We start from the raw sequence: 22929 nt of genomic DNA on the forward strand, positions 1-22929 counted from the left end.
GAATCATAAAACAGAAGGATGTGATTTAGAATATGAAAGTTGTAATCTTAGCTGGGGGTTTTGGTACAAGGATAAGTGAAGAAAGTCATTTGAAACCAAAACCTATGATAGAAATAGGAGACAAGCCTATATTGTGGCATATAATGAAAAGTTACAGTTATTATGGATATAATGATTTTATTATATGTCTTGGCTATAAAGGATATGCTATTAAAGAATTTTTTGCAGATTATTATTTGCATACCTCAGATGTAACCTTTGATTTTGCAAATAATAATAAAATGACTATACATAATAATGTATCGGAGCCTTGGAAGGTTACTCTTGTAGATACAGGGCTTAATACTATGACTGGCGGTAGAATAAAGAGAGTACAAAAATATATTGGGAACGAAAGATTTATGTTAACTTATGGAGATGGAGTATCAGATGTTAATATAAATGAGATTGAAGCATATCATAATAATTCAGGTAAATACTTAACTATGACTGCTATTCAACCTGGAGGAAGATTTGGAGTGCTTGATATTAATGATGAAACAAATAATATTAAAGAGTTTGTTGAGAAATCTAAAGAAGATGGTGGATGGATAAATGCAGGTTTTATGGTTGTAGAACCAGAGGTATTTAACTACATAGAAGATGATAGTACAGTCTTTGAAAAAGAACCTCTCCAAAAATTAGCCAAGGAAAGAAATCTTATGGCTTATAAATATAATGGATTTTGGCAGTGTATGGATACACAAAGGGATAAGGGGCTTTTAGAAAAATTATGGATAGAAGATAAGGCTCCATGGAAGAAATGGAAATAAAATTGGTATAGGAGTTAAGGTGATATTATGGTTGAAATATCTAAAGTAACTAAGATGGATATGGAATTGATATACAATGGATTATCTAATATAGATAAAGAAAATTTAAAAGATAAAAAAATACTCGTTACAGGATTTGCCGGGTCATTAGGTTATTCTCTACTTCATTTTTTTGCATTATATGGAGAAAAGCTTAAAATAAAAAAAATATATGGTATAGATAACTTTATGTTTGGAAATCCATTATGGGTAAAAAGAATCTTAAAGAATCCTCTATTTGATTTAAGAGAATTAGATGTAATAAATTGTGATTTGGAATTTGCAGAGGATGCAGAGATAATTTTCCATATGGCATCATTAGCTTCACCAGTGTATTATAGGCAGCATCCGATAGAAACTATAGATGCAGATGTAACAGGTCTTAGGAGATTGCTTGATTTTTATAAAGAAAAACCCATAAAAGGATTTTTATTTTATTCTAGTAGTGAAGCCTATGGAGATCCTAATCCAAAAGAAATTCCAACAAAGGAAACTTACTTTGGAAATGTTAATACCTGTGGACCAAGAGCTTGTTATGATGAGTCAAAGCGATTTGGAGAAACTTTATGTTATAATTTTTCAAGAGAATATAATATGCCAATTACTGTAGTTAGACCATTTAATAATTATGGACCAGGTATGAGAATTAATGATCAAAGAGTTGTAGCCGATTTTGCAAAAGCAATAATTGATGATGAAGACATAGTAATATATTCAAATGGAAAACCAACGCGTACTTTCGACTATATACCAGATGCTACTGTAGGATATATAAAATGTGCATTATATGGGAAATTTGAAGTGTTTAATATAGGTTCCGATAGAGATGAAATATCTATATCAAGGTTAGCAAAATTATACAAAAAAGTAGGTAATGAATTATTCGGGTATAATGGAGAGATAGTTTATAAAAATCATTGGGATAAGGAATATTTAACAGATAATCCTAATAGACGTTGTCCAGATATAACCAAAGCAATAAAATTAATAAATTATGAGCCTCAAATTCATATAGAAGAAGGTATAAGAAGATATCTTCTTTATTTAAAACAGTGCGAAAGAGAGGAATTTGAATGGTAAATGAATTTCAGATAGATATGTTAGAAAAAACGGGATTAGAGGATCAGTTAATAAAATGCAAAAAAAAGCTTGATAAAATTTTCAAAGAAAAAAATGCAATTATTTTATTTGGAGCAGGAACGGTAGGTATTGAAAATTTAAGAATTATAAAAAAATTATCTAAAGCTAGAGCTGTTTTTTGTGATAACAGTCCTAAAAAGCAAGGCACAACTATAGAGGGGAGTACGGTAATAAATTTTAATGAGCTTATTACTAATTATAAAAGTAGTTATATCATAATTACATCTATATCATATTATGATGAAATATTAGAACAACTTGAAAAGTTTGGATTAGAGAAAAATTTGATAGATGCTTTTGATAATTTGCTGGTAAATTATGAATATAAAGATTATTATAATCTAATAAAAGAAAATGAAAGTAAATTTAGTGAAATTTATAGTTTGCTTTCTGATGACTATTCTAAAAAACTTTTTATTAATAGATTAAACTATTGTATAACTGGAAATCCTAAGTATTTAATCCCTCTAAAAAGTAAGGAACAACAGTACTTTGAACATAAAATTATCTCTTTAACAGAAGATGAAATATTTATAGATGGAGGAGGATATACGGGAGATACTGTAGAAGAGTTTTTAAAGCAAACAAATAGAAAATTTAATAAAGTATATTCTTTTGAACCTGAGAAATCTAAACATAAAGAATTTATAAATAAATTTTCAAACTTTAAAAACATAGAACTTGTACCATATGGTTTATGGAGTAGAAAAAATATTCTTCATTTTAATTTAGAAGATAGTGGAGCTAGCTGCATAAGCGATATAGGTGATATAGAAATACCAGTAATATCAATAGATGAACTTTTAAATGGAGAAAGGGTAACTTTTATAAAGATGGATATAGAAGGTGCTGAACTAGAAGCATTACAAGGAGCTAAAAATACTATACAGAGATTTTTACCTAAATTAGCAATATGTATATATCATAAACCTAAGGATATTATTGAAATACCATTATATATAAAAAAAATTGCGCCTAGGTATAATTTATACTTAAGACATTATAGTAATTTTCATAGTGAAACTGTACTTTATGCAGTAGTTGAATAAAAAAGAAAAGAGGATATTAATTATGAGATCGCCTAAAGACATGAGAATAATACAAATAGATATTACTAATGCTTGTGTACATAGTTGCTCAAATTGTACAAGATTTTGTGGGCATCATAAAAAACCATTCTTTATGGATTGGGAGACATTTAAAAGAGCAGTGGATTCTTTGGTTAATTTTGGAAAAACTATTGGTATAATGGGAGGAGAACCTACATTGCATCCACAATTTCAACGATTTGCTAAATATATTGCTGAAAAGTATCCTTCAAAAAATAGCCTTGCCGCTGCAACAAAGCCAATAAAAAAAGGGAATTTTATTGAATATATTAGAGATAGAAATTTTTATTTAGATGAAACATTAAATAATAGAAAAGGTCCAGGATTATGGACATCTTTAAGTAAAAGTTATTATGAGCATTATGAATCAATTCAAGATGTGTTTAGTTATCAGACCATTAATGATCATAATAATCCTTGCATACATCAACCACTACTAGCAAGTAGAAAAGAACTCGGAATTTCAGATGAAAAGTGGATAGAACTTAGAGATAAATGTTGGATTCAAAATACTTGGAGTGCTACTATAACACCTAAAGGAGCTTTTTTTTGTGAAGTAGCTGGAGCTTTGGATATGCTTTTTGATGGCCCAGGAGGATGGCCAATTGAATCAGGTTGGTGGAAGCGTGAACCAAAGGATTTTGGTTATCAATTAAAATGGTGTGAAATTTGTGGTGCAGCTATTTTTAATGAAGGGAGACTTTCGAGTGAAGAAATAGATGATGTTTCACCTATGTTATATGAAAAACTTAAAAATGTACAAAGTCCTAAATTAAAAAAAGGAAAAGTTAAGGTTATGGATATATCGAATCCTAAAATTATAGGAAAAAAGATGCCGGATACCATTAATCGTTATCTTACTGATTATAAGGAGAGAATTTCTAAAGATAACAATGTATTAACACCTAAAAATATAGATGCTGTAGTTTTTTGTTATTCTAAAGCAGATTTAGATTCATTAGAAAAAAATATAGATACATTTACAAAAGTTTTTGATTCTATTTTAGTAGCAGTAATGGATGATAATATAAATAGTTTATTAGACAATGTACAAAATAAGTACTCCAATGTAAAAATAATAAATTCTGTACTTGGCAAATGGGGTAGAACATTAAATAAATCTATAAATTGTATCGAAGATAATGACTGGATGTGTATATTAAATGTAGAATCAAAATTACCAGAAGATTTTTCTAGTAGAATTAAAAAAGTGGTATTAAATCCAGGATGTATATATAGTTTTAATATTTTAGAATTATTAAACAAACTATGCTTATTTAATAGAGGAGCATATGCTTTAAAGTATAAAGGTTTTGATGGAATTAGTGAATGCGAAACTAACTTAGAATTTATTAAATTATGGGATAAAAACAAACAAATAGTCCTCAATAATGATTTTGATATTATAGAAAATCCTGATTTAAAGTATTGGCATGATTTTGCTAATACTATAGATGAAAAAAATAAAGAAAAAATATATAAATGCTTAGATAAAATAAAAAATGATCTTGAAATAAAAGCAAAATAGATTAAAGGAGGGGAATGATTATTAATGGAGTATACAATAACTGTATTTGGACTTGGATTTGTAGGTCTTACTACAGCTTTAGCCTTTGCTGAAAAAGGTAATAAAGTATATGGTTATGATATAAATAGTGAAAGGTCAAAACTTATAGAAAATGGAAAGTTACCTTTTGTGGAACCAGGATTAGATAGTGCCTTAACTAAACATATAAATAAAAACTTTACTGTGGTAAATAATATAGAAATAGCAGTAAAAGAAAGCGATTTTATATTTTTATGTGTTGGAACGCCATGCAAAGAAAATGGAGAAGCGGATTTAAAATATATATATTCTGTAATAGATATGATTTCATCATATTTAAATGATGGTAAATATAAAGTAGTAGTTATAAAATCTACAGTACCTCCATCTACTACATCAGAAAGAGTAATGTCTTATTTAGAAGAAAAAGGACTAAAAGTTTCTGAAAAATTTTCAGTAGCTAATAATCCTGAATTTTTGAGAGAAGGATATTGCTGGGATGATATGATGAATTCTGATAGAATAGTTTGTGGTGTTAGTGATAAAAAAGGACAAGAAATGCTTTCGTTGCTATATGAAAATTTTAATACCCCTTTTTTTGCAGTATCACTTAATACTGGTGAGTTTATAAAATATTTATCTAATACTCTTTTAGCTACGATGATAAGTTATTCTAATGAAATGTCAAAGGTTGCAGATGTTATTGGGGATATTCAAATAAAAGAAGCTTTTAAAATTCTTCATATGGATAAACGTTGGAAAACTGGAAATATGTCATCTTATGTTTATCCAGGATGTGGTTATGGTGGATATTGTTTACCTAAAGATACAGAAGCCATGTATCAAAAGTCAACATTAAAGGGCTATGAACCTATGATATTAAAAAATGTTATAAGCATAAATAATAGTATGCCTGATTTTATGGCAGACAAAATTATGAAAGTTATAAGTAAGGAGGATAAAATAGGAATATTAGGACTATCCTTTAAGCCAGGTTCAGATGATGTTAGAGATAGTTCCTCAGCTAAGATAATTAGAATATTGATAGATAAAGGATATAAAAACATATTAGCTTATGATCCCATAGCTAACATAGCTTTTAGAGAAAAGTATAAGTTTAATGAAATTAATTATTGCAATGATATAGATAGCGTATGTAATGATTCAGGTATATTAGTTTTAGCTACTGCTTGGGATGAATTTAAGAACATTAAAAAGGAATATCCTAATAAAAAAATTATTGATTGTAGATATTTTCTATGAGGTGATAAAAATTTCTTTGATTAAGTGTTATTATAAATAGTAAATTAAAGTAGAAAAGTTTAAAGAAACTAGGTGATATTATTGAGAAATAGTAATATTGATTATGAATTATGTGATATGGGTAAATGGAATAAAATTTTAAATAAAATAAAGGATAAAAAAGTTGTTATATTCGGAGCAGGTAGTAATGCAAGAGATTTATTGGATTTATTAGAATGTGAAATATCATACTTTATAGATAATGACAATGAGAAGGTAGGCAAAATAATAAATAATATTGCTATTAAAAATCCAGAAGTATTAAAATACGAAACTGAAGAGGTACATGTTTTAGTAGTTGGATATTTTTATGATGAAATGATAAATCAATTATTTAAATTTAATTTAGGGAAAAATATACATATTTACAATATTTATAATATATTTGCACATACGTTAAATAAAATTTCTTTTTCTAATAGAGGAGAGGATTTAATAAAGCTTTTTCAAACAGTTCCATATAATACGATTATAAATAGTACTTTTAGCAAAGAAAAAATATCTATATTGATTAGCAATTTTAGTTTTTCATCATCTCCATTCTATCTTATGACTATAGCTGTTATGCTGAAGGTAAGGGGAAATAATGTGGAAATCATATGGGATGATTTAGAAGGACTTGATGAACTTTATTATAATCATGATAATATGACTAGTACACAAAATCAAGTTATTGGCAAAATACTGAACTATATAAATGAAAGGTTTAATATACATATAATTAAAGTTAGTGAAAGCGATTTAGAGGATTTGGATGATAATGATATTAGAGAACTAAAAAAACTTTCAAAGGCAAATACCATATCAAAATGCAGAAAAGTTTTTTTGGATAAGGAATGTGAAGAATATGAAAAAAAATGTTTTGAAATTTTAGAATATAGTTTGAAAAAGGTTAAAAATTTATTTAAGAAATATAAGATAGAAAAAATAATTAGTTTCACAGGAATTCATAAAAAAACAGGATTATATACATGGGGTGCAAAAGAGTATAATACACAAGTTTTTTCATATGATGCTTCAACTTCAAATATGATTCTTACTACAGAAGGAATAGCTACACATTATAAGCATATAGAGAAGATTGTAATGGAAAATAAATTAGATGATATTTTGTCAAAAAAATTTATAAATTTTACAGAAGAGAATTTTAATAAGAGATTATTGAGTGATAATGACATGGATTCTTATGTATATCAAAAAATTAGTTATAATGAAAAAAATAATAATTATGAATATGACATTATTATACCATTAAACATATGTTATGATGGTGCAGCATTAGGATTTGATAGTATTTTTGATTCAATAGGAGATTGGTTGATTGAAACAATTAAATATATTTTAGAAAATACTAGTGCTAAAATTGCAGTTAGGCAACATCCTGCAGAAAGATTCTTGGCTACTGGAGAAGATATAAAAAAACAATTAGAAAATAATTTTTCTAATAATCCTAGATTTACTTATATATCTAGTGATGATGAGATTAATACATATAATTTGATAAGAAGTGCTAAATTAGTATTGCCACATACGTCTACGATAGGTATAGAATCAGCTTTATTAAATAAGCCTGTAATAATGGCAACTTCTGCTTATTATTCAAATATGAGTTTTGTAAAAAAGGCTAAATCAAAAGAAGAGTACTTTTTATTGATTAAAAATACTTTAAATGGGAATGTAAAAAAAATATGCAATGAATCGTTAAATCAAGCCAAGCTAAGCTATGGATTAATGATGCTTACTTCTATTCAAACAAAATTTACTGATATTAATATGAATTCCTGGGTATGTGAATCATTTGAAAATTTATTGAAAAGTAAAAATATTAAAGATATTTTGAATATATTTGAAAGTGGAGATCCTATAGGGATTTATAAAACAGAAAATAAATTTATTAATTAAAGGAATGCAAAAATATGAGAAAAAAGCAATTTAAGATAAGTGTTATTATAGTTACTTATAATAGAAAAAAATATTTAGTAAGATCCTTAGAAAGCATCCTTTCCCAATCGTTTTCAAATTTTGAGCTTATTTTAGTTAATAATGGATCTACTGATGGAACAGGTGAATTATGTAGAAAATATACTGAGAAAGATTCTAGAATAAAAATTATTAATATTAAAGAAAATAAGGGTGCATCGAGAGGTAGAAATATGGGAGTTGATGCAGCATCCTCAGAATATATAACTATAGTAGATGATGATGACTATTGCCAAAATGGAATGTTAGAGCATCTTATTAATTTAGCAGATGAATATAATGCAGATATTTCAATGTGTGGAAGTTACAATGATTTTGGTAATAGATTAGAACCATACTTTATATTTGATGATTTGTTAGTGCTAGATAAAGTAAAAGGTTTAGATGAATTACTAAAAAGAGAAAAATATAATGTGGCACCACCTACTAAGCTTTTAAGAAAAAGTTTATTTGAAGGAATAAGATTTCCAGAAGGAGTTTTAGTAGATGATATTCATGTAATATATAAAATTTTTGCTAAGGCAGATGTTGTGGTTGCAAAAGGGACACCATTATATTATTTTAGAAAGCATGAAAGTAATATGACAAATTTTATTCAATCAAACAATCTTACACCAGAATTATTAAAAGAATACTTATCTATGTATAAAAAACGTACTATATATTTATCAGAAAAGGTACCAGAAATCACACCACGGGCAAGATATTCAGAATGGTCATATATGATTTCTATGTGTGATAAAATAAAAAAATATAATTGCAAAAATTGTTACGAACAGTATATTTATATAAAAAATCAATTGATGGAAAGTTATAAAGAAATTATACACAGTTCTTTTATTACAAAAGATGAATTGGTTAAATTAGAGGGCATTATTAAGTAGTAAATTCTATGTGTATATATTAATTAAAGCAAAGATTGATTTTTCTATATTAATTTTGAAAAAAATAAAAAACTTTGAAGATAAAAATGGATATCCTATACTTTTATTTGAAAAATATTCAAACATAAATTCAAATTATTAATAAAGTATGATAGAATCATTAATGTTAAAAAGTTAAAAATAAATTTTATGTTCAAGAGAAAGATAAAAATAAATTTATATTATACCTCCCAATATATGATAATAGTTTCAATTGAATTTAATGTTATTATCAATGAATGGAATGTAAGGAGATGTACTATGCTAGAAGATAAAGTAATTTTAATAACAGGAGGAACAGGATCTTTTGGTAAAAAGTTTACTGAAATGATTTTAAATAAATATAATCCTAAAAAAGTAATTATTTATTCAAGAGATGAATTTAAACAAGATTTAATGAGAAAAGAATTTTCATTAAAATACCTTGATAAAGTTGATAAATTAAGATTTTTTATAGGAGACGTAAGGGATAAGGATAGATTATATAGAGCTTTTAATGGAGTAGATTATGTTATACATGCTGCAGCTATGAAACAAGTCCCAGCTTGTGAATATAATCCCTTTGAAGCTATAAAAACAAATATCCATGGAGCACAAAATATAATAGATGCAGCACTAGATAGAGGCATAAAAAAAGTTGTAGCCTTATCTACAGATAAGGCTGTTAATCCTATTAATTTGTATGGTGGTACAAAATTAGTATCTGATAAACTTTTTATTGCTGCTAATTCTTATTCAGGTGAAAATGGAACTGTTTTTTCTGTAGTACGTTATGGAAATGTAGCGGCAAGTAGAGGTTCAGTTATACCTTTTTTAAAAGATTTGATAGATAAGGGAGAAAAAGAACTTCCAATAACAGATTTTAGAATGACTAGATTTTGGATTACTCTAGAACAAGGAGTAGATTTAGTACTTAAAGCCCTAAAAGAATCTAAAGGAGGAGAAACCTATATATCAAAAATACCTTCCTTTAAAATAACGGATTTAGCAAAGGCTATGTTAGTAGATGCGAAACTAAAAGAAGTAGGTATAAGAGAAGGCGAAAAGCTTCATGAAGTAATGATAACAAAGGATGATTCAAGATATACATATGAATATCCTCAACATTATATAGTATATCCTCATTTGGAGTGGTGGAGTTCAGGAAAGTATTTAACTCCAGGTGGAAGTTCTATAGAAGAAGGATTTGAATATAATTCAGGGACGAATAGTCAATGGTTAGAAGTGCAAGATTTAAAAGAACAGTTATTTAAATTAGGATTTTAAGTTTTAATCATGATGAATTAATAAAGAAGTAACAGTTAGCAAATGTAAATTTTAGATAATATAAAAATTACTATTACTGATCTTGAGATGAATATATTCAAGATGACTTTAAGTGAATCTGTTAAACTTATGATAAAGTTTTGTGAAATTTTTAGGAGAAGAACTTTTTGTTTTTAAAATTTAAGTTATAAAATTTAATGAATGTAAAATAGGTAGTTACTCCTCACAATATATAAACAAAGAAGATTTAATTTAAGTTAAAAGAGTGTGATACTTATGAATAAATTTGAAAAAGAACTACATAAGATATATAAAAGTAAATTTTGCTGTTTTTCAGGCAATGGAACTACAGTAATGTATTTATTATTTATGGCATTAGAAAAACAAAATAAAAAGGTGTTGTATCCAGCTATAAGTTGCACAAATCCTGTTAATTCTTGCATATATGCGGGGTATACTCCAGAGTTTTGTGATGTGAATTTAGATGATTATACTATAGATATTAAAAGTATGGAGGATAAATTAAGAACAGGACAATTTGGAATAGTGGTACCTACCCATATATATGGCCATAAATACGATAGAAAGAAAGTAAAAAAAATTTGTGATAAATATGGTGTATTTCTTATGGAGGATGCAGCACAAACAGTAGATATAGGAGAAAGTGATGCATCAATTGTAAGTTTTGGTCATACTAAAATATTTCAGACAGCACTTGGTGGTGGTGCTATATTTTTAAATGATAAAGTATTATATGAAAAAATTAAAAAAATAAAAAGCACTTTAACTAAAAAGCCAGATAATTCAAAAGAATTATTTGATGAGTATAGAGAAAAATATTATTCAATATTAAAGTCAAATATGACAGAAAAAGAAAAAAATGACCAATTGTTAGAATTACAATTAGATTCAAAGAAATTTTTTATATATGATATGAATTATAATGAAGAGATATTACTAGCTTTAGAAAATAAAGATACTATAGAAAAAAATAGAATAGCTAAGGGAAAAATATATTGTAAATCCTTAAACAAAATGTATATAAAAAATCCAAAAGTAGAATATAATTTTACACCATTGTGGAGATATACATTTTTAGTAGAAAGAAATAGAAAACAAATATTAGAAAAAGTTAGAGAAAATAAAATTGATATTAGCAGTTGGTATCCTTCATTAAGTAAAATATATAAAAATCAAGTTTTGAAGAATGCTGATTATATAGAAAAACATATAGTTAATTTGTGGATTGATGAAAGCCATAGTTTAGATAAAATTCATAGAGATGTTTGTGTAATAAATGAAGTATTAAAGGAGAGTAGTTATGACAAATAAAGAAATATGGGAAAAACTACATACAGAGCTTAGATTTAGACCTAAATATCCTTCAGAATCAGTAGTTCAGTATGTATTTAGAAATTTTAAAAGGGATGGAAATACAAAAGTTTTAGATTTAGGATGTGGTGCAGGAAGACATATATTCTTTCTAGCAAAGGAAAATATAATTCCATATGGTATTGATATATCAGAAGAAGGTGTGAAATATACTCGAGAGTTATTAAAAAGATATGAGTTTAATAGCTTTACTAAGAATATAATTGTTGGAGATTTTACTGATCTTAAATTTGAAAATGATTATTTTAACGGAATAATATGTTATGGAGTATTATATTATTCAAAGAAAGAGCAAATAGAAAAATCTGTAGAAGAAATTTATAGAGTACTTAAGGAAGATGGAAAAGCATTAATAGTTGTAAGAAATACTGAAGACTATAGATTTGGATTAGGAAAAGAGATAGAAAAAAACACATTTATAATAGATGAAAATGATAGTAATAAGTGTGCATATAATGAAAGTGCTATGATTATGCATTTCTTTACAGAGGAAGAAATTAGAAGTTTATTTTCTGAATTTTCAAAAGTGGAAATTGACATATTATCAGAAACTCATGAAAATAATTCGTATAAAGATAGTGATTACATAATAAGATTAAGTAAATAAGGTTAATATTGTGAATAAAACTGAGAATATGTAAAGTATATTAAAAGCGAGGGAATATTATGATATTAAGTGGACATCAACCTAACTATTTACCTTATCCAGGTCTTATAGGAAAGATTATGTTTTCTAATAAGTTTATATATGTAACTAAAGTTCAATTTGAAAAGAAAAGTTGGCAAAATAGAAATAGAATTAAAGGTTGTAATGGAGAGATACTCCTTACAGTTCCAGTTTTTTCAAAGGGTAAATTTAAGCAAAATATATGCGATGTAAAGATAAATAACGAATTGCCTTGGCGAAAAAAACACTTTTCAGCTATACATTTAAACTATAAGAAAAGTAAATATTATAATGAATATATAGGATTTTTTGATGAACTTTATAAAAAGGAATGGAATTATCTGCATGAATTGGATATTTATATAACGAATTGGATGTTGAATGAGTTGGGAGTTAAAACTGAAATTTACTATGATAAGGATTTTGAATTTGATGGAAATAAAACAAAATTGTTAATTGATATGTGCAAAAAGTTAGATTGCGATACATATTTATCTAATAAAGGTAGTGAGAATTACGTTGAAACTGAAGAATTTACAAAAGTCAATTTAAATCACAAATATTTAAATTTTATAGGAAAAGAATATAAACAATGTTTTAGAGATTTTATTCCTTACTTATCTATATTGGATATGTTATTTAATATTGGACATTTAGAAACTCGTAAAGTTTTAGATGATTTAAATAATTATAAATTTAGTGAATTGAATAAAAAATTACAGTCTTAGGTGATAATATGAAAATTTGTATAAGAACAGATGGTGGATGTTTTATAGGATTAGGTCATATAATAAGAACTTTGGCACTTAGTAAAGAATTAAGAAAAAATCATGAAGTTTTTTATGTTTGTAGACTTAGCAAAAACAATCCTATGAAATATTTACCAGGAATTAACCTTGTAAAGGAAAATGGGTTTAATGTTATTGAGATAGAAGAAGAAAAGCTTATTGATGAAATAGTTAATATAGATGCAGACTTAATTATAACAGATAGCTATGAGGCTGATGAGAATTATTATAATGTGTTAAAAGAGAGATTTAATATAAGTGGATGTTTAGATGATGAGAAGTGCTGTGAATACTTTAATGTGGATTTTTTAATAAATCAAAATCCATACGGAAAAGATATAAATTATAAAGTCAATGATAATACAGAACTATTATTAGGAACTAAGTACATTATATTGAGAGATAAATTTTTGAAAAATGATATTAGAGTTATAAATGAAGAAATGTCTAAGATAATGATAACTGTAGGTGGAAGCGATAATAATAATATTACTGAAGCAATTATAAAAGAGTTATTAGTTTTAAATAAAGAATTGTTTATAATAGTTGGACCAGGTTTTAAGTATGCGGATAAATTAAAAAAATATGAAAATGGAAAAGTGCATCTATGTTTTAATGTAGATATCAAATATTATATGAAACTTTGTGATGTAGCAATAGCATCTTGTGGAAGTACTCTTTATGAATTGGCTTCTGTGGGCATACCTACATTGGGGATTGTAGTTGTAGATAATCAAGTTTTAGCAGCAAAGACTATGGAAAAATTAGATATTATAAAATATAGCAAGATAGAAAATTTAAGGAATGATTTAATAAACTTAAGTTATGATAAGAGAAAATTAATGAGTTCTAATGGACAAAAATTAATTGATGGTAAGGGTATAGAAAGAATTGTAGATGTTTTAGAAAGAAGGTTTTTAAGATGAACTTGCTTATAATACAAGCTCATATTGGCTCTACAAGACTTCCAGGAAAGATAATGAAAAATATTTGTGGAAAAGAAGTTTTATTACATGTTTATGAAAGATGCGTTAAGGCTAAGGAGGTCAACAAAATTATAATAGGGACCAGCAAAAATACTAAAGATGATCAAATTGAAAAATTTTGTAAAAAACATAATATAGAATGTTTTAGAGGTTCAGAAAGTGATGTATTAGATAGATATTATGAATGTGCTAAAAGATATAATCCTGATTATATAGTGAGGGTTACATCAGATTGCCCATTACTTGAACCTAAGCTAATTGATTATTGGATTAAAAATGCAGTAAAAGATAATATTGATTTTGTGGAAGAAGAAAAAGAATTATTTATAGGATTTGGTTTAGATATATTTAGTTATAATGCATTAGAGAGAATGAAAAATAGAGCTAGTGAAAATAAACAAAAAGAACATGTTGTAGGTTATTATTATGATAATAAAAATGAATTTAAACACAATAAATATCTATTAGAAGATGAACTAAAATATTTATATAGACCATATAGGTTAACATTAGATACAGTAGAAGATTTTAATCTTATAAAGGCTATATATGAAAAGTTTTACGAAAATGATTATGTAGAACTTAATAAAGTTATGAACTTTTTGGATACAGATAAAAGTATGCTAAATATTAATAATAATGTATGTCAAAAGAATTATTTTAGAGAATAAATACATACAAAATTTAAAATATCATGGAGAAAAGTGAAAGCTATGATTATAGATGGTAGAAAAATAAAAGCAGGTGAAAAAACATTTATTATTGCAGAAATGTCAGGAAATCATAATCATGATTTTAATAGAGCAGTAGAGATAATTAAAAGAGCTAAATGGGCAGGTGCAGATGCTATTAAAGTTCAAACGTATACTCCTGATACAATAACTATTGATTGTAATAATAAGTATTTTCAAATTAATCAAGGAACAATTTGGGATGGTACTACACTTTACAAAGTTTATAAGACAGCATATACACCATGGGAATGGCAAAAGGAACTAAAGAAGATAGCAGAGGATGAAGGATTAATATTTTTTTCATCACCTTTTGATAATAGTGCAGTAGATTTTTTAGAAGAAATAGATGTACCAGCATATAAAGTTGCATCTTTTGAAATTAATGATATCCCTTTTATAGAGTATATAGCATCTAAGGGAAAACCAGTTATAATATCTACAGGAATAGCTAGAATGGGAGATATTCAAGATGCTATAGATGCATGTAAAAGAGTTGGAAACAATGATATAGCACTTTTAAAATGTACAAGTGCTTATCCATCACCATTAGAAGATATAAATTTAAAAACTATTCCTAATATGAAAGAAACATTTAAAACTATAGTAGGACTTTCTGATCATACAATGGGTCATACTGTTGCACTTGGTGGCGTTGCTCTAGGTGCTAAAATAGTCGAAAAGCATTTAACACTAAGAAGAGCAGATGGTGGAGCGGATTCTAAATTTTCTATGGAACCAGAGGAATTTAAAATAATGGTAGATGAAATACGAAATATGGAAAAAGCTCTTGGAAAAGTAACTTATGATTTAACTGAGAAACAAGTAAATTCAAGAGAACATTCAAGAAGTTTATTTATAATAAAGGATGTTAAAGAAGGTGAAATTTTCACAAGTGAAAATGTAAGAAGTATAAGACCAGGATTTGGATTAGAAACTAAATATATAAAAGATATATTAGGGAAGAAAGCAAATAAAAATATAAAGAAAGGTACACCTATGAATTGGAAATTTATTTCAAATAAATAATACAATACTAATAATGAATGGAGAGATTTATATGAATAAAAATATAATTGGGAACTCAAATTGTAAAGAAAAGAATATGAGAGAAGAGTTTGTAGAGTATTTTAATAACTCACCTATACCAGATGATGAAATATTAAATAATTTAGGATTGTTTATAAGTAGACAAAATTTATCTAGAATATTATTTATGAATGAACTATATAAAAAAATAATAAATGTTCATGGAGTCGTTATAGAATTTGGAGTTAGATATGGACAAAATTTAGCATTATTTGAATCTTTCAGAGGAATGTATGAGCCTTTTAATTATAATAGAAAAATTATTGGATTTGATACTTTTGAAGGATTTAAATGTGTTGATAAAAAAGACGGTAAAGATGAGATTATAAAAGAAAATTCATTTAATGTACCTAAAAATTATGAAGATTATTTAGAAAAAGTTTTAGATTATCATGAAGGTGAAAGTCCAATATCACATATAAAAAAATATGAATTAGTAAAAGGAGATGCAATAAAAACTATTCATGAGTATTTAGAGAAGAATCCTCAAACAATAATTGCTTTTGCATATTTTGATTTTGATATATATAAACCTACTAAAGAATGCTTAATTGCTATAAAAAATCATTTGACTAAAGGTAGTGTTATAGGTTTTGATGAGTTAAATTATGAGAGATTTCCAGGTGAAACTTTAGCTTTTAAAGAAGTTTTTGGATTAGATAATTATGCTATTAAAAGGAGCCCTCTAAATCCATTACAATCATATATAGTCATTGAGTAAAGTTAAATATTATTTATTAATATGAAATTTAATTTATTATAAAACAGGTATAGATAAAGTTAAAGCTAGAGGTTTTAATATAGTAACAATTAATGGAAATGATATTATAAATGATTTGAAAAATATATCAGCAGATTGTTTAATAACAGATAGTTATGATGTAAATGAAGAATATTTTAATTTAATAAAAGGTATGTTTAAAGTTACTGGGTATATAGATGACATGAACTTATATTATTTTGATGTAGATTTTATAATAAATCAAAACATTGGAGCGGAGGAGTATTTTTATAAGGTTAATAAAGATACAAAATTGTTTTTAGGAACTAATTATACTATGTTAAGAGAAAAATTTAGAAAAAATCCTAACAAAAATATTAAAAAAGAAGTATAAAATGTTATGATAACTGTAGGTGGATCAGATCCTAATGGAATTACTAATACAATATGTGATTATGTAAAAGACTTAGAACTTAAATTTCCTATTATTATAGGACCGTCTTTTAAAGAAGAAAACATTAAAAAACTTTTAAGGCTAAAAAAATTAAAAGATAATATAAATTTATATTTTAATGCTAATATGATTGAAATAATGAATAAATGTGACATAGCTATATCAGCCAGTGGAAGCATATAAAATGGATGAAAGAGGATTAATATATAACTTAGGATGGTATGAGGATTTAGCAAAATATATAATTATAGATGATATTAAAAAAATAGCTAGATTAGATAATAGACAAATAATGATTAGGGAACAAAAAAATATTAATGAAAATGGTGTGGAAAAATTAGTTATGGAAATAGAAAAAATAAAAAATAGAGATGAATAACAAAATCATGAAAGCCTTAAATATTTAAACGGTGTGGAGGATAAACCATGAAAATTTTAAAACCAGTTTATTACGATGAGTTTAAATGTATTGGTAGTGAATGCATAGATACTTGTTGCAAGGGTTGGCAAATACAAATAGATAAAAAAAGTTACCTAAAGTATAGAAAAACTAAAGGAGAATTTAGTAAAAAATTAAATGATTCTGTTGTAAGGAACAGGAAAAATGGAACAGAATTATTTTATGCAGAAATAAAATTAAAAGAAGATAAGTGCCCCCTTCTTAATGAAAAAAAACTTTGTGGTATATATATAAATTTGGGAGAAGAATATCTATGTAATACCTGTAAAATATATCCACGTCTAATAAGAAAGTGTGGAGATATATATGAAAAGACTCTAAGTTTATCCTGCCCTGAAGTTGCAAGAATACTTGTTGAAACTAATAAAGATATTAGTTTCAATATGGAAAATGAAAATTTAAATGAAGTAGAGCAGAAATATATTGTAAAAGGGGAATATAATAAAGAATTATATAATTTACTTTGGAAAGGTAGAGATTTATCTATTGAAGTAGCACAATTTAAAGAAATTCCTATTTGGAAAAGGCTTATATTTTTAAAGATAATTGAAGAAAAACTTCAAATTTTAATAGATGAATCAAAATATAATGAATTGAATAATACTATTGTAAATTTAACTAATACCATAACTAATTATGATGTAATAAAATCATTAGATAATATAAATAAAGCTAATAGGATAAAAATTCAGTTTATACATACGATACTTCAAAGAAGAGCTAACTGTGGTAAAACTAATAATAAGTTCTTGGAAATACTGGATGATTTTAATTATTTATTTGGAGATAAAAATGAAACTGATATTTTAGAAATATTAGATATTAAGGAAAATAGATTTAATGAATATTTTAAAGAGTATGAAAACATTTTTGAAAACTATATTGTTTACAATTTATATAATTATTATATGCAGGTCTTAAGGACTAGGAATTTAAATAAGGAAGTATTAATGCTTATATTGAAATATTCAATAATTAAGATTTTGTTATTAGCAAAATGGAATAAACAAGATGAAAGGCTAAATAAAAAAGACATAATAGATGTATTATACTCGTTTAGTAAAGTTATGGAACATAATGATAAGTTTATAGATGATTTATGTATAGATATAAAAAAAGAAGAGTATGATAGTTTGGCTTATTTAGCTATATTAGTAAGATAGCCTTAATTTGTGAAAATAAGAAGGAGCTGTAAATCGTGATTAGCTTATGCCTTATAGTAAAAAATGAAGAGAAAACCTTACATAAATCCTTAGATAGTGTTAAAAATATTGCACAGGAAATAATTGTAATAGATACAGGGTCCATAGATAGAACTAAAGAAATAGCCTTAAATTTTACAGATAAAGTATATGATTTTACTTGGTGCAATGATTTTTCTAGAGCTAGAAATTTTTCTATATCTAAAGCTTCAAATGACTGGATTTTGGTTTTAGATGCAGATGAGGTTGTTACAGATTTTGATATAAGAGATATAGAATCCTTTTGTAGTCAAGATAATAAAAACGTTGTTGGAAGATTAAAAAGAATAAATGAATATGAAGATGAACAAGGAATCAAAAGATATATAGAAAGAGTAAACAGAGTTTTTAATAAAAATTTTTTTACATATGAAGGTATTATCCACGAGCAAATAGTTTCTACAAATAAAGAAAAATATGTTACTAAAAATATAAATCTTATTGTAGATCATATAGGCTATTCCAAAGAAGTTTTAAATAGGACCAATAAAATACAGAGGAATATAGAACTTTTAAAGAAGGCTTTGCAAAAGAATTTTAAAGATCCATATTTGCATTATCAATTAGGTAAAAGTTACTTTATGGGAAAAGATTATGATAATGCTTATATATCTTTTAAAAAAGCAATATATTTAGTAGATGATTTTAATTATGAGTATGCTGAAGATTTAGTAGAAAGCTATGGATATGCATTAATACATTTAAATTTATTTAAAGAGGCTTTAGAATTAATTAAATATGAAAAATATTATAGTAATTCTCCAGATTTCTTATTTATTATAGGGCTTATTTATATGAACAATAATTGTTTTCAAAAATCTGCAGAAACATTTTTGAGATGTACTGAATTTAAAGAAGGTAAAATAGAAGGGATTACTTCATATTTACCACTATATAATATTGGTGTTATTTTTGAATGCCTAGGATTTAAAGAGGAAGCTTTAAATTATTACAATTTGTGTGGAAAGTATATACCAGCTACTAATAGAGTAAAAAAATTATAATGATGGATTTTTTAGTAGCTTGATATCGTACTATAGACATATGGGAACTGAGTTTATTAACTCAAAAGAAGTATTGTAAGAATATAACCAGTCTAAAGCGAGAATTTAAAAAACATAGAACAAAATTATATAAAAGCTAAAAAAGAAAAGGATTTTTGATTTTACAAAAATCCTTTTTAAATTTGGATTAAGTTTTAATAAATTTTATACGATAATAGGAATGATATATAAAAGGCAGGGAAGCCTAGAAAAAATAACAGGGAGGTGGAGAGATGTTTGTTAGTAGTAATGGATCTCTTTTGAATTCCTTTGCAAAATTAACAAAGAATAAAACATCTAAAAACCAGTTAACAGAAAAACTATCCTCGGGGAAAAGAATAAATAAAGCGGCGGATGATGCAGGTGGTTTATCTATAAGTGAAAGTTTAAAGGCTCAAGTAAGAGGATTAAATAGAGCCGAAAAAAATATACAGGATGGAATTTCTATGGTTCAAGTAGCAGATGGTGCTATGGATGAAATAACTAAAACTCTTCATAGAATGAAGGAATTATCAGTACAAGCTTCTAATGGCACTTTAACGGATGATGACAGACAAGCTGTAGGAGAAGAATTCCAGCAGCTAAAGGAAAATATAGATAGCATAGCAAAGGGTACAGAATTTAATGGAATAAAACTTTTAAATGAAGACAAAACGCTAGTTATTCAAACAAGAGAAAATCCTTACCTTACTTATGATTTAACTCTAACTAATAATTCTTTACAAGCTTTAGGCATAGATAGTATAAATATAAATACTGCATCTAATTCTAAAGAATCTATTGGAAAAATTAAAGATGTATTAAATACAGTTATAAAAAATAGAGTGGAAATGAGTAATCATTTAAATAATCTTCAACATGCCTTTAACAATGTAAGCAATTCTGGTACCAATTTAACTTCTTCTTTATCTCAAATTGAAGATATAGATATGGCAACAGCCCTTATGAAATCTGTTAGAGATGATGTGCTTATAGATTATAATAAATCCATGTTAGTATCAGCAAGACAGAGTAACGAAGGGGTAAATACTGTAATAAATAAATGGCTTTTATAAGCCATAAAAAATAAAGGAAATTAAAAAAGGGGAGAATAGAAATGGGTGAGAATAGGAGATTTCAAAGTAATGAAGAAATATTAGCAGCTTTTAAATTAGTACTACCTTACATAAATAAAATTATTCATGAGGATATGGTGGTAGGTCTTACAGATTTAGAAAAATATATTGGCTATCATAGAGCTAATGAATTTGAATTAGATTTATCAGAGGGAAAACCTATAAAGGGTATAAAAACATTAGAGGAATGCATTAAGTATAAAAGGGAAACCTATGATAATATTCCAAAGGAAGTGTATGGCAGAGCTATAAAAACAATATTTACTCCTATTTATGGCGTAAACAATGAAGTTATAGGTACCCTTAGTTCAGGAATAGATTTTGATAATAATAATCAATTAGTAGAAAATGTTCAAAAATTAGTAGAGAATGTTAAACAGGTAACTGAAAATACGGCTCAAGTATCAGAGGCAGCAGAAAGTTTAGCAAAATCAGGTCAAAATGCTATTTCTATGGTGGAAGAATTAAATAATAAGAAAAATGATACTTCTGAAATTCTAGAGTTTATAAAAGGTATTGCCACTCAAACTAATTTATTAGGGCTTAATGCGGCCATAGAGGCTGCAAGAGCAGGGGAATCTGGTCGTGGATTTGCAGTAGTTGCAGGACAAGTTAGAAAATTATCAGATCAGTCCCAAGAAGCCGTTAAAAACATCGAAAAAATATTAGATGAAATGAATAATAGCGTAAATGAAATTAATAATACCATAGGAAGTGTAGGAGCTATTAGTGAAGAACAAGCAGCTTCCACAGAGGAGATATTATCAAGAATAGAAACCCTTAATGAAACGATTAAAAACTTACAAGAATTTGTAGAAAAATATAAATAAAAGATTATAACAAAGTCCCCACGTAATAAAAGTTGGGGACTATTTTAATCTTATATTTCATTGCTTTTTTATTTGAAATAAAATATAAAATTTATTAATATAAAATGTGAATTTTAAAAAATATTTGTTGTAGTTCCCTAAAAAATAATATCAACTACTCTAATGGAAAATAAAGTAAATTTAAAATTAAAATTTATGAAACTATACAAAACAAAGTAATTATATATAATATTTACATTTTTATTTATAATTTAACAAAAATTTATAATTTATATATAAAAGTTTTTGTTACACTAACGATATTTATAATATTAGTTAATTTTTATTTTATTTTCAATATATGGGAGAGTGGGGGACAATTGAAAACTAAAGAACATTTGTTTAAACAAATGAGTCAATTAAGACAGGACTTATATAAAATAAGTGTTACATTAGAAGAAAAGGATAGGGATGAGGAAAAAATATTAAATTTAAGTAGGGAGATGGATGAATTAATAGTACAATATATGAAATGTGAGTATAAATAAATATTAGATTCATTGTTTTAATAAAAATTTAAAATACTATATTGAAAAAATAGATATAATAAGAATACAGTAAATAGATTGTTTTTTATAATATATTAAAAAGAATGGGGAGATGATTTTGAAATATAGTAAAGAATCTTTATGTGAACAAATGGATATGGTAAGACAAGCTCTATATGAAGTTAGCATAACTTTAGAGGATGAAGAAAGAGATAAAGAAAAGATACTTAATGTTAGTAGAGAAATGGATGAGCTTATTTTAGAATATATGAAATTTGGAAAAGAAGATTAAATTTAATACTATATTTTCAATGAAGATCCACGATATTATAAAGTATAACAGTATAAAATATGATATAATTGCCATTATATATGAATTTAAAAGATTTATATATAAAATATAATTAAAGGGGTGATAGTATGGATATAGGAGGATTATCCATGTCATTAAATCAAGGTAAACTTGCACAGGCGGTTTCATTATCTTTAATGAAAATTACTATGAATACAGCAAAAGAAAATGCTGTTCAAATGACAGAAATGATAAAAGAATCAGTGAATCCCAATATAGGGCAAAATGTAGATTTGAGAGGATAAAGAGTGTTAATTTAACATATATTTAAAATGGTCCTTAATATTAACTTGAGTATTAATATTAAGGATTATTTATTTTTAATATTAATCTATCAGTTAACAATTTTAACGTCTTTTGTTAAAAATAAGTATATATATTAACTATACAAAGGTAAGATAAAAAATTCTAAGCTT

General features: G+C 25.9%; 25 protein-coding genes. All 25 read left to right on the top strand.

Annotated elements, in window-relative coordinates; all coding sequences use genetic code 11:
- The first annotated feature begins 32 nt into the window (after window positions 1-32).
- The 25 genes from rfbF (at window position 33) to ACYUEW_RS00300 (ending at window position 22758) form a co-directional block, all read left to right on the top strand.
- Complete coding sequence (gene rfbF, locus ACYUEW_RS00180) at window positions 33-812, top strand: glucose-1-phosphate cytidylyltransferase (RefSeq protein WP_460275965.1); 780 nt, start codon at window positions 33-35, stop codon at window positions 810-812.
- Between the two features lie 27 nt (window positions 813-839).
- Window positions 840-1931 carry an NAD-dependent epimerase/dehydratase family protein gene (locus tag ACYUEW_RS00185; RefSeq protein ID WP_096043407.1) on the top strand — a complete coding sequence of 364 codons (1092 nt, stop codon included), beginning with the start codon at window positions 840-842 and terminating at the stop codon, window positions 1929-1931.
- Entirely contained in the window at window positions 1925-3040 is a 1116-nt protein-coding gene (locus ACYUEW_RS00190; protein ID WP_460275966.1) for an FkbM family methyltransferase, read from the top strand. The genes ACYUEW_RS00185 and ACYUEW_RS00190 overlap by 7 nt, the downstream gene beginning before the upstream one ends.
- Before the next feature lie 22 nt (window positions 3041-3062).
- A complete protein-coding gene (locus tag ACYUEW_RS00195; RefSeq protein ID WP_460275967.1) occupies window positions 3063-4628 on the top strand; it encodes a radical SAM protein in 1566 nt (521 codons plus the stop codon).
- A 24-nt stretch (window positions 4629-4652) separates the two neighbouring features.
- Window positions 4653-5909, top strand: a complete 1257-nt coding sequence (locus tag ACYUEW_RS00200) for a UDP-glucose dehydrogenase family protein (protein ID WP_460275968.1) — start codon at window positions 4653-4655, stop codon at window positions 5907-5909.
- 81 nt (window positions 5910-5990) lie between these two features.
- On the top strand, window positions 5991-7850 hold the full coding sequence (locus ACYUEW_RS00205; protein ID WP_460275969.1) for a nucleoside-diphosphate sugar epimerase/dehydratase: 1860 nt from the start codon (window positions 5991-5993) through the stop codon (window positions 7848-7850).
- Window positions 7851-7864: 14 nt separating this feature from the next.
- Window positions 7865-8812 (top strand): glycosyltransferase family 2 protein, encoded by a 948-nt coding sequence (locus ACYUEW_RS00210; RefSeq protein ID WP_460275970.1) that lies wholly within the window; start codon window positions 7865-7867, stop codon window positions 8810-8812.
- 300 nt (window positions 8813-9112) lie between these two features.
- Window positions 9113-10117, top strand: coding sequence for a UDP-N-acetylglucosamine 4,6-dehydratase (inverting) (gene pseB / locus ACYUEW_RS00215; protein ID WP_460275971.1), 1005 nt, complete (start codon window positions 9113-9115; stop codon window positions 10115-10117).
- Between the two features lie 276 nt (window positions 10118-10393).
- The gene (locus ACYUEW_RS00220) at window positions 10394-11449 is read left to right on the top strand and encodes a DegT/DnrJ/EryC1/StrS family aminotransferase (protein ID WP_460275972.1); all 1056 of its coding nucleotides are present in this window, start codon (window positions 10394-10396) and stop codon (window positions 11447-11449) included.
- A complete protein-coding gene (locus tag ACYUEW_RS00225; RefSeq protein WP_460275973.1) occupies window positions 11439-12116 on the top strand; it encodes a class I SAM-dependent methyltransferase in 678 nt (225 codons plus the stop codon). Before ACYUEW_RS00220 ends, ACYUEW_RS00225 begins: the two co-directional genes overlap by 11 nt.
- Before the next feature lie 59 nt (window positions 12117-12175).
- Window positions 12176-12904 carry a WbqC family protein gene (locus tag ACYUEW_RS00230; RefSeq protein ID WP_072586579.1) on the top strand — a complete coding sequence of 243 codons (729 nt, stop codon included), beginning with the start codon at window positions 12176-12178 and terminating at the stop codon, window positions 12902-12904.
- 8 nt (window positions 12905-12912) lie between these two features.
- Window positions 12913-13890, top strand: coding sequence for a UDP-2,4-diacetamido-2,4,6-trideoxy-beta-L-altropyranose hydrolase (pseG, locus tag ACYUEW_RS00235; RefSeq protein ID WP_072586580.1), 978 nt, complete (start codon window positions 12913-12915; stop codon window positions 13888-13890).
- Complete coding sequence (locus ACYUEW_RS00240; RefSeq protein ID WP_460275974.1) at window positions 13887-14621, top strand: cytidylyltransferase domain-containing protein; 735 nt, start codon at window positions 13887-13889, stop codon at window positions 14619-14621. Before pseG ends, ACYUEW_RS00240 begins: the two co-directional genes overlap by 4 nt.
- A gap of 42 nt (window positions 14622-14663) precedes the next feature.
- Window positions 14664-15710 carry a pseudaminic acid synthase gene (gene pseI, locus ACYUEW_RS00245; protein WP_072587302.1) on the top strand — a complete coding sequence of 349 codons (1047 nt, stop codon included), beginning with the start codon at window positions 14664-14666 and terminating at the stop codon, window positions 15708-15710.
- A gap of 31 nt (window positions 15711-15741) precedes the next feature.
- Window positions 15742-16491, top strand: a complete 750-nt coding sequence (locus ACYUEW_RS00250) for a crotonobetainyl-CoA--carnitine CoA-transferase (RefSeq protein ID WP_072586582.1) — start codon at window positions 15742-15744, stop codon at window positions 16489-16491.
- Window positions 16492-16606: 115 nt separating this feature from the next.
- On the top strand, window positions 16607-16885 hold the full coding sequence (locus ACYUEW_RS00255; RefSeq protein WP_460263367.1) for a hypothetical protein: 279 nt from the start codon (window positions 16607-16609) through the stop codon (window positions 16883-16885).
- Window positions 16886-16891: 6 nt separating this feature from the next.
- Window positions 16892-17128, top strand: coding sequence for a hypothetical protein (locus ACYUEW_RS00260; RefSeq protein WP_460275975.1), 237 nt, complete (start codon window positions 16892-16894; stop codon window positions 17126-17128).
- 1 nt (window position 17129) lies between these two features.
- Window positions 17130-17324 (top strand): hypothetical protein, encoded by a 195-nt coding sequence (locus ACYUEW_RS00265; protein ID WP_460275976.1) that lies wholly within the window; start codon window positions 17130-17132, stop codon window positions 17322-17324.
- Between the two features lie 47 nt (window positions 17325-17371).
- Window positions 17372-18568, top strand: a complete 1197-nt coding sequence (fliB, locus tag ACYUEW_RS00270; protein ID WP_460275977.1) for a flagellin lysine-N-methylase — start codon at window positions 17372-17374, stop codon at window positions 18566-18568.
- A 35-nt stretch (window positions 18569-18603) separates the two neighbouring features.
- Window positions 18604-19650, top strand: a complete 1047-nt coding sequence (locus ACYUEW_RS00275) for a glycosyltransferase (RefSeq protein WP_460275978.1) — start codon at window positions 18604-18606, stop codon at window positions 19648-19650.
- Window positions 19651-19922: 272 nt separating this feature from the next.
- Window positions 19923-20744: a flagellin gene (locus ACYUEW_RS00280; RefSeq protein WP_460275979.1), complete on the top strand. Its 822-nt coding sequence runs from the start codon at window positions 19923-19925 to the stop codon at window positions 20742-20744.
- Window positions 20745-20785: 41 nt separating this feature from the next.
- Entirely contained in the window at window positions 20786-21634 is an 849-nt protein-coding gene (locus tag ACYUEW_RS00285; protein WP_321161992.1) for a methyl-accepting chemotaxis protein, read from the top strand.
- 359 nt (window positions 21635-21993) lie between these two features.
- Window positions 21994-22161, top strand: coding sequence for an aspartyl-phosphate phosphatase Spo0E family protein (locus ACYUEW_RS00290; protein WP_003495072.1), 168 nt, complete (start codon window positions 21994-21996; stop codon window positions 22159-22161).
- 118 nt (window positions 22162-22279) lie between these two features.
- Window positions 22280-22453 (top strand): Spo0E family sporulation regulatory protein-aspartic acid phosphatase, encoded by a 174-nt coding sequence (locus ACYUEW_RS00295; protein WP_321161993.1) that lies wholly within the window; start codon window positions 22280-22282, stop codon window positions 22451-22453.
- A gap of 128 nt (window positions 22454-22581) precedes the next feature.
- The gene (locus ACYUEW_RS00300; protein ID WP_043032172.1) at window positions 22582-22758 is read left to right on the top strand and encodes a YjfB family protein; all 177 of its coding nucleotides are present in this window, start codon (window positions 22582-22584) and stop codon (window positions 22756-22758) included.
- Window positions 22759-22929: the final 171 nt, after the last annotated feature.

This window comes from Clostridium sp. CTA-1, from assembly GCF_054768215.1.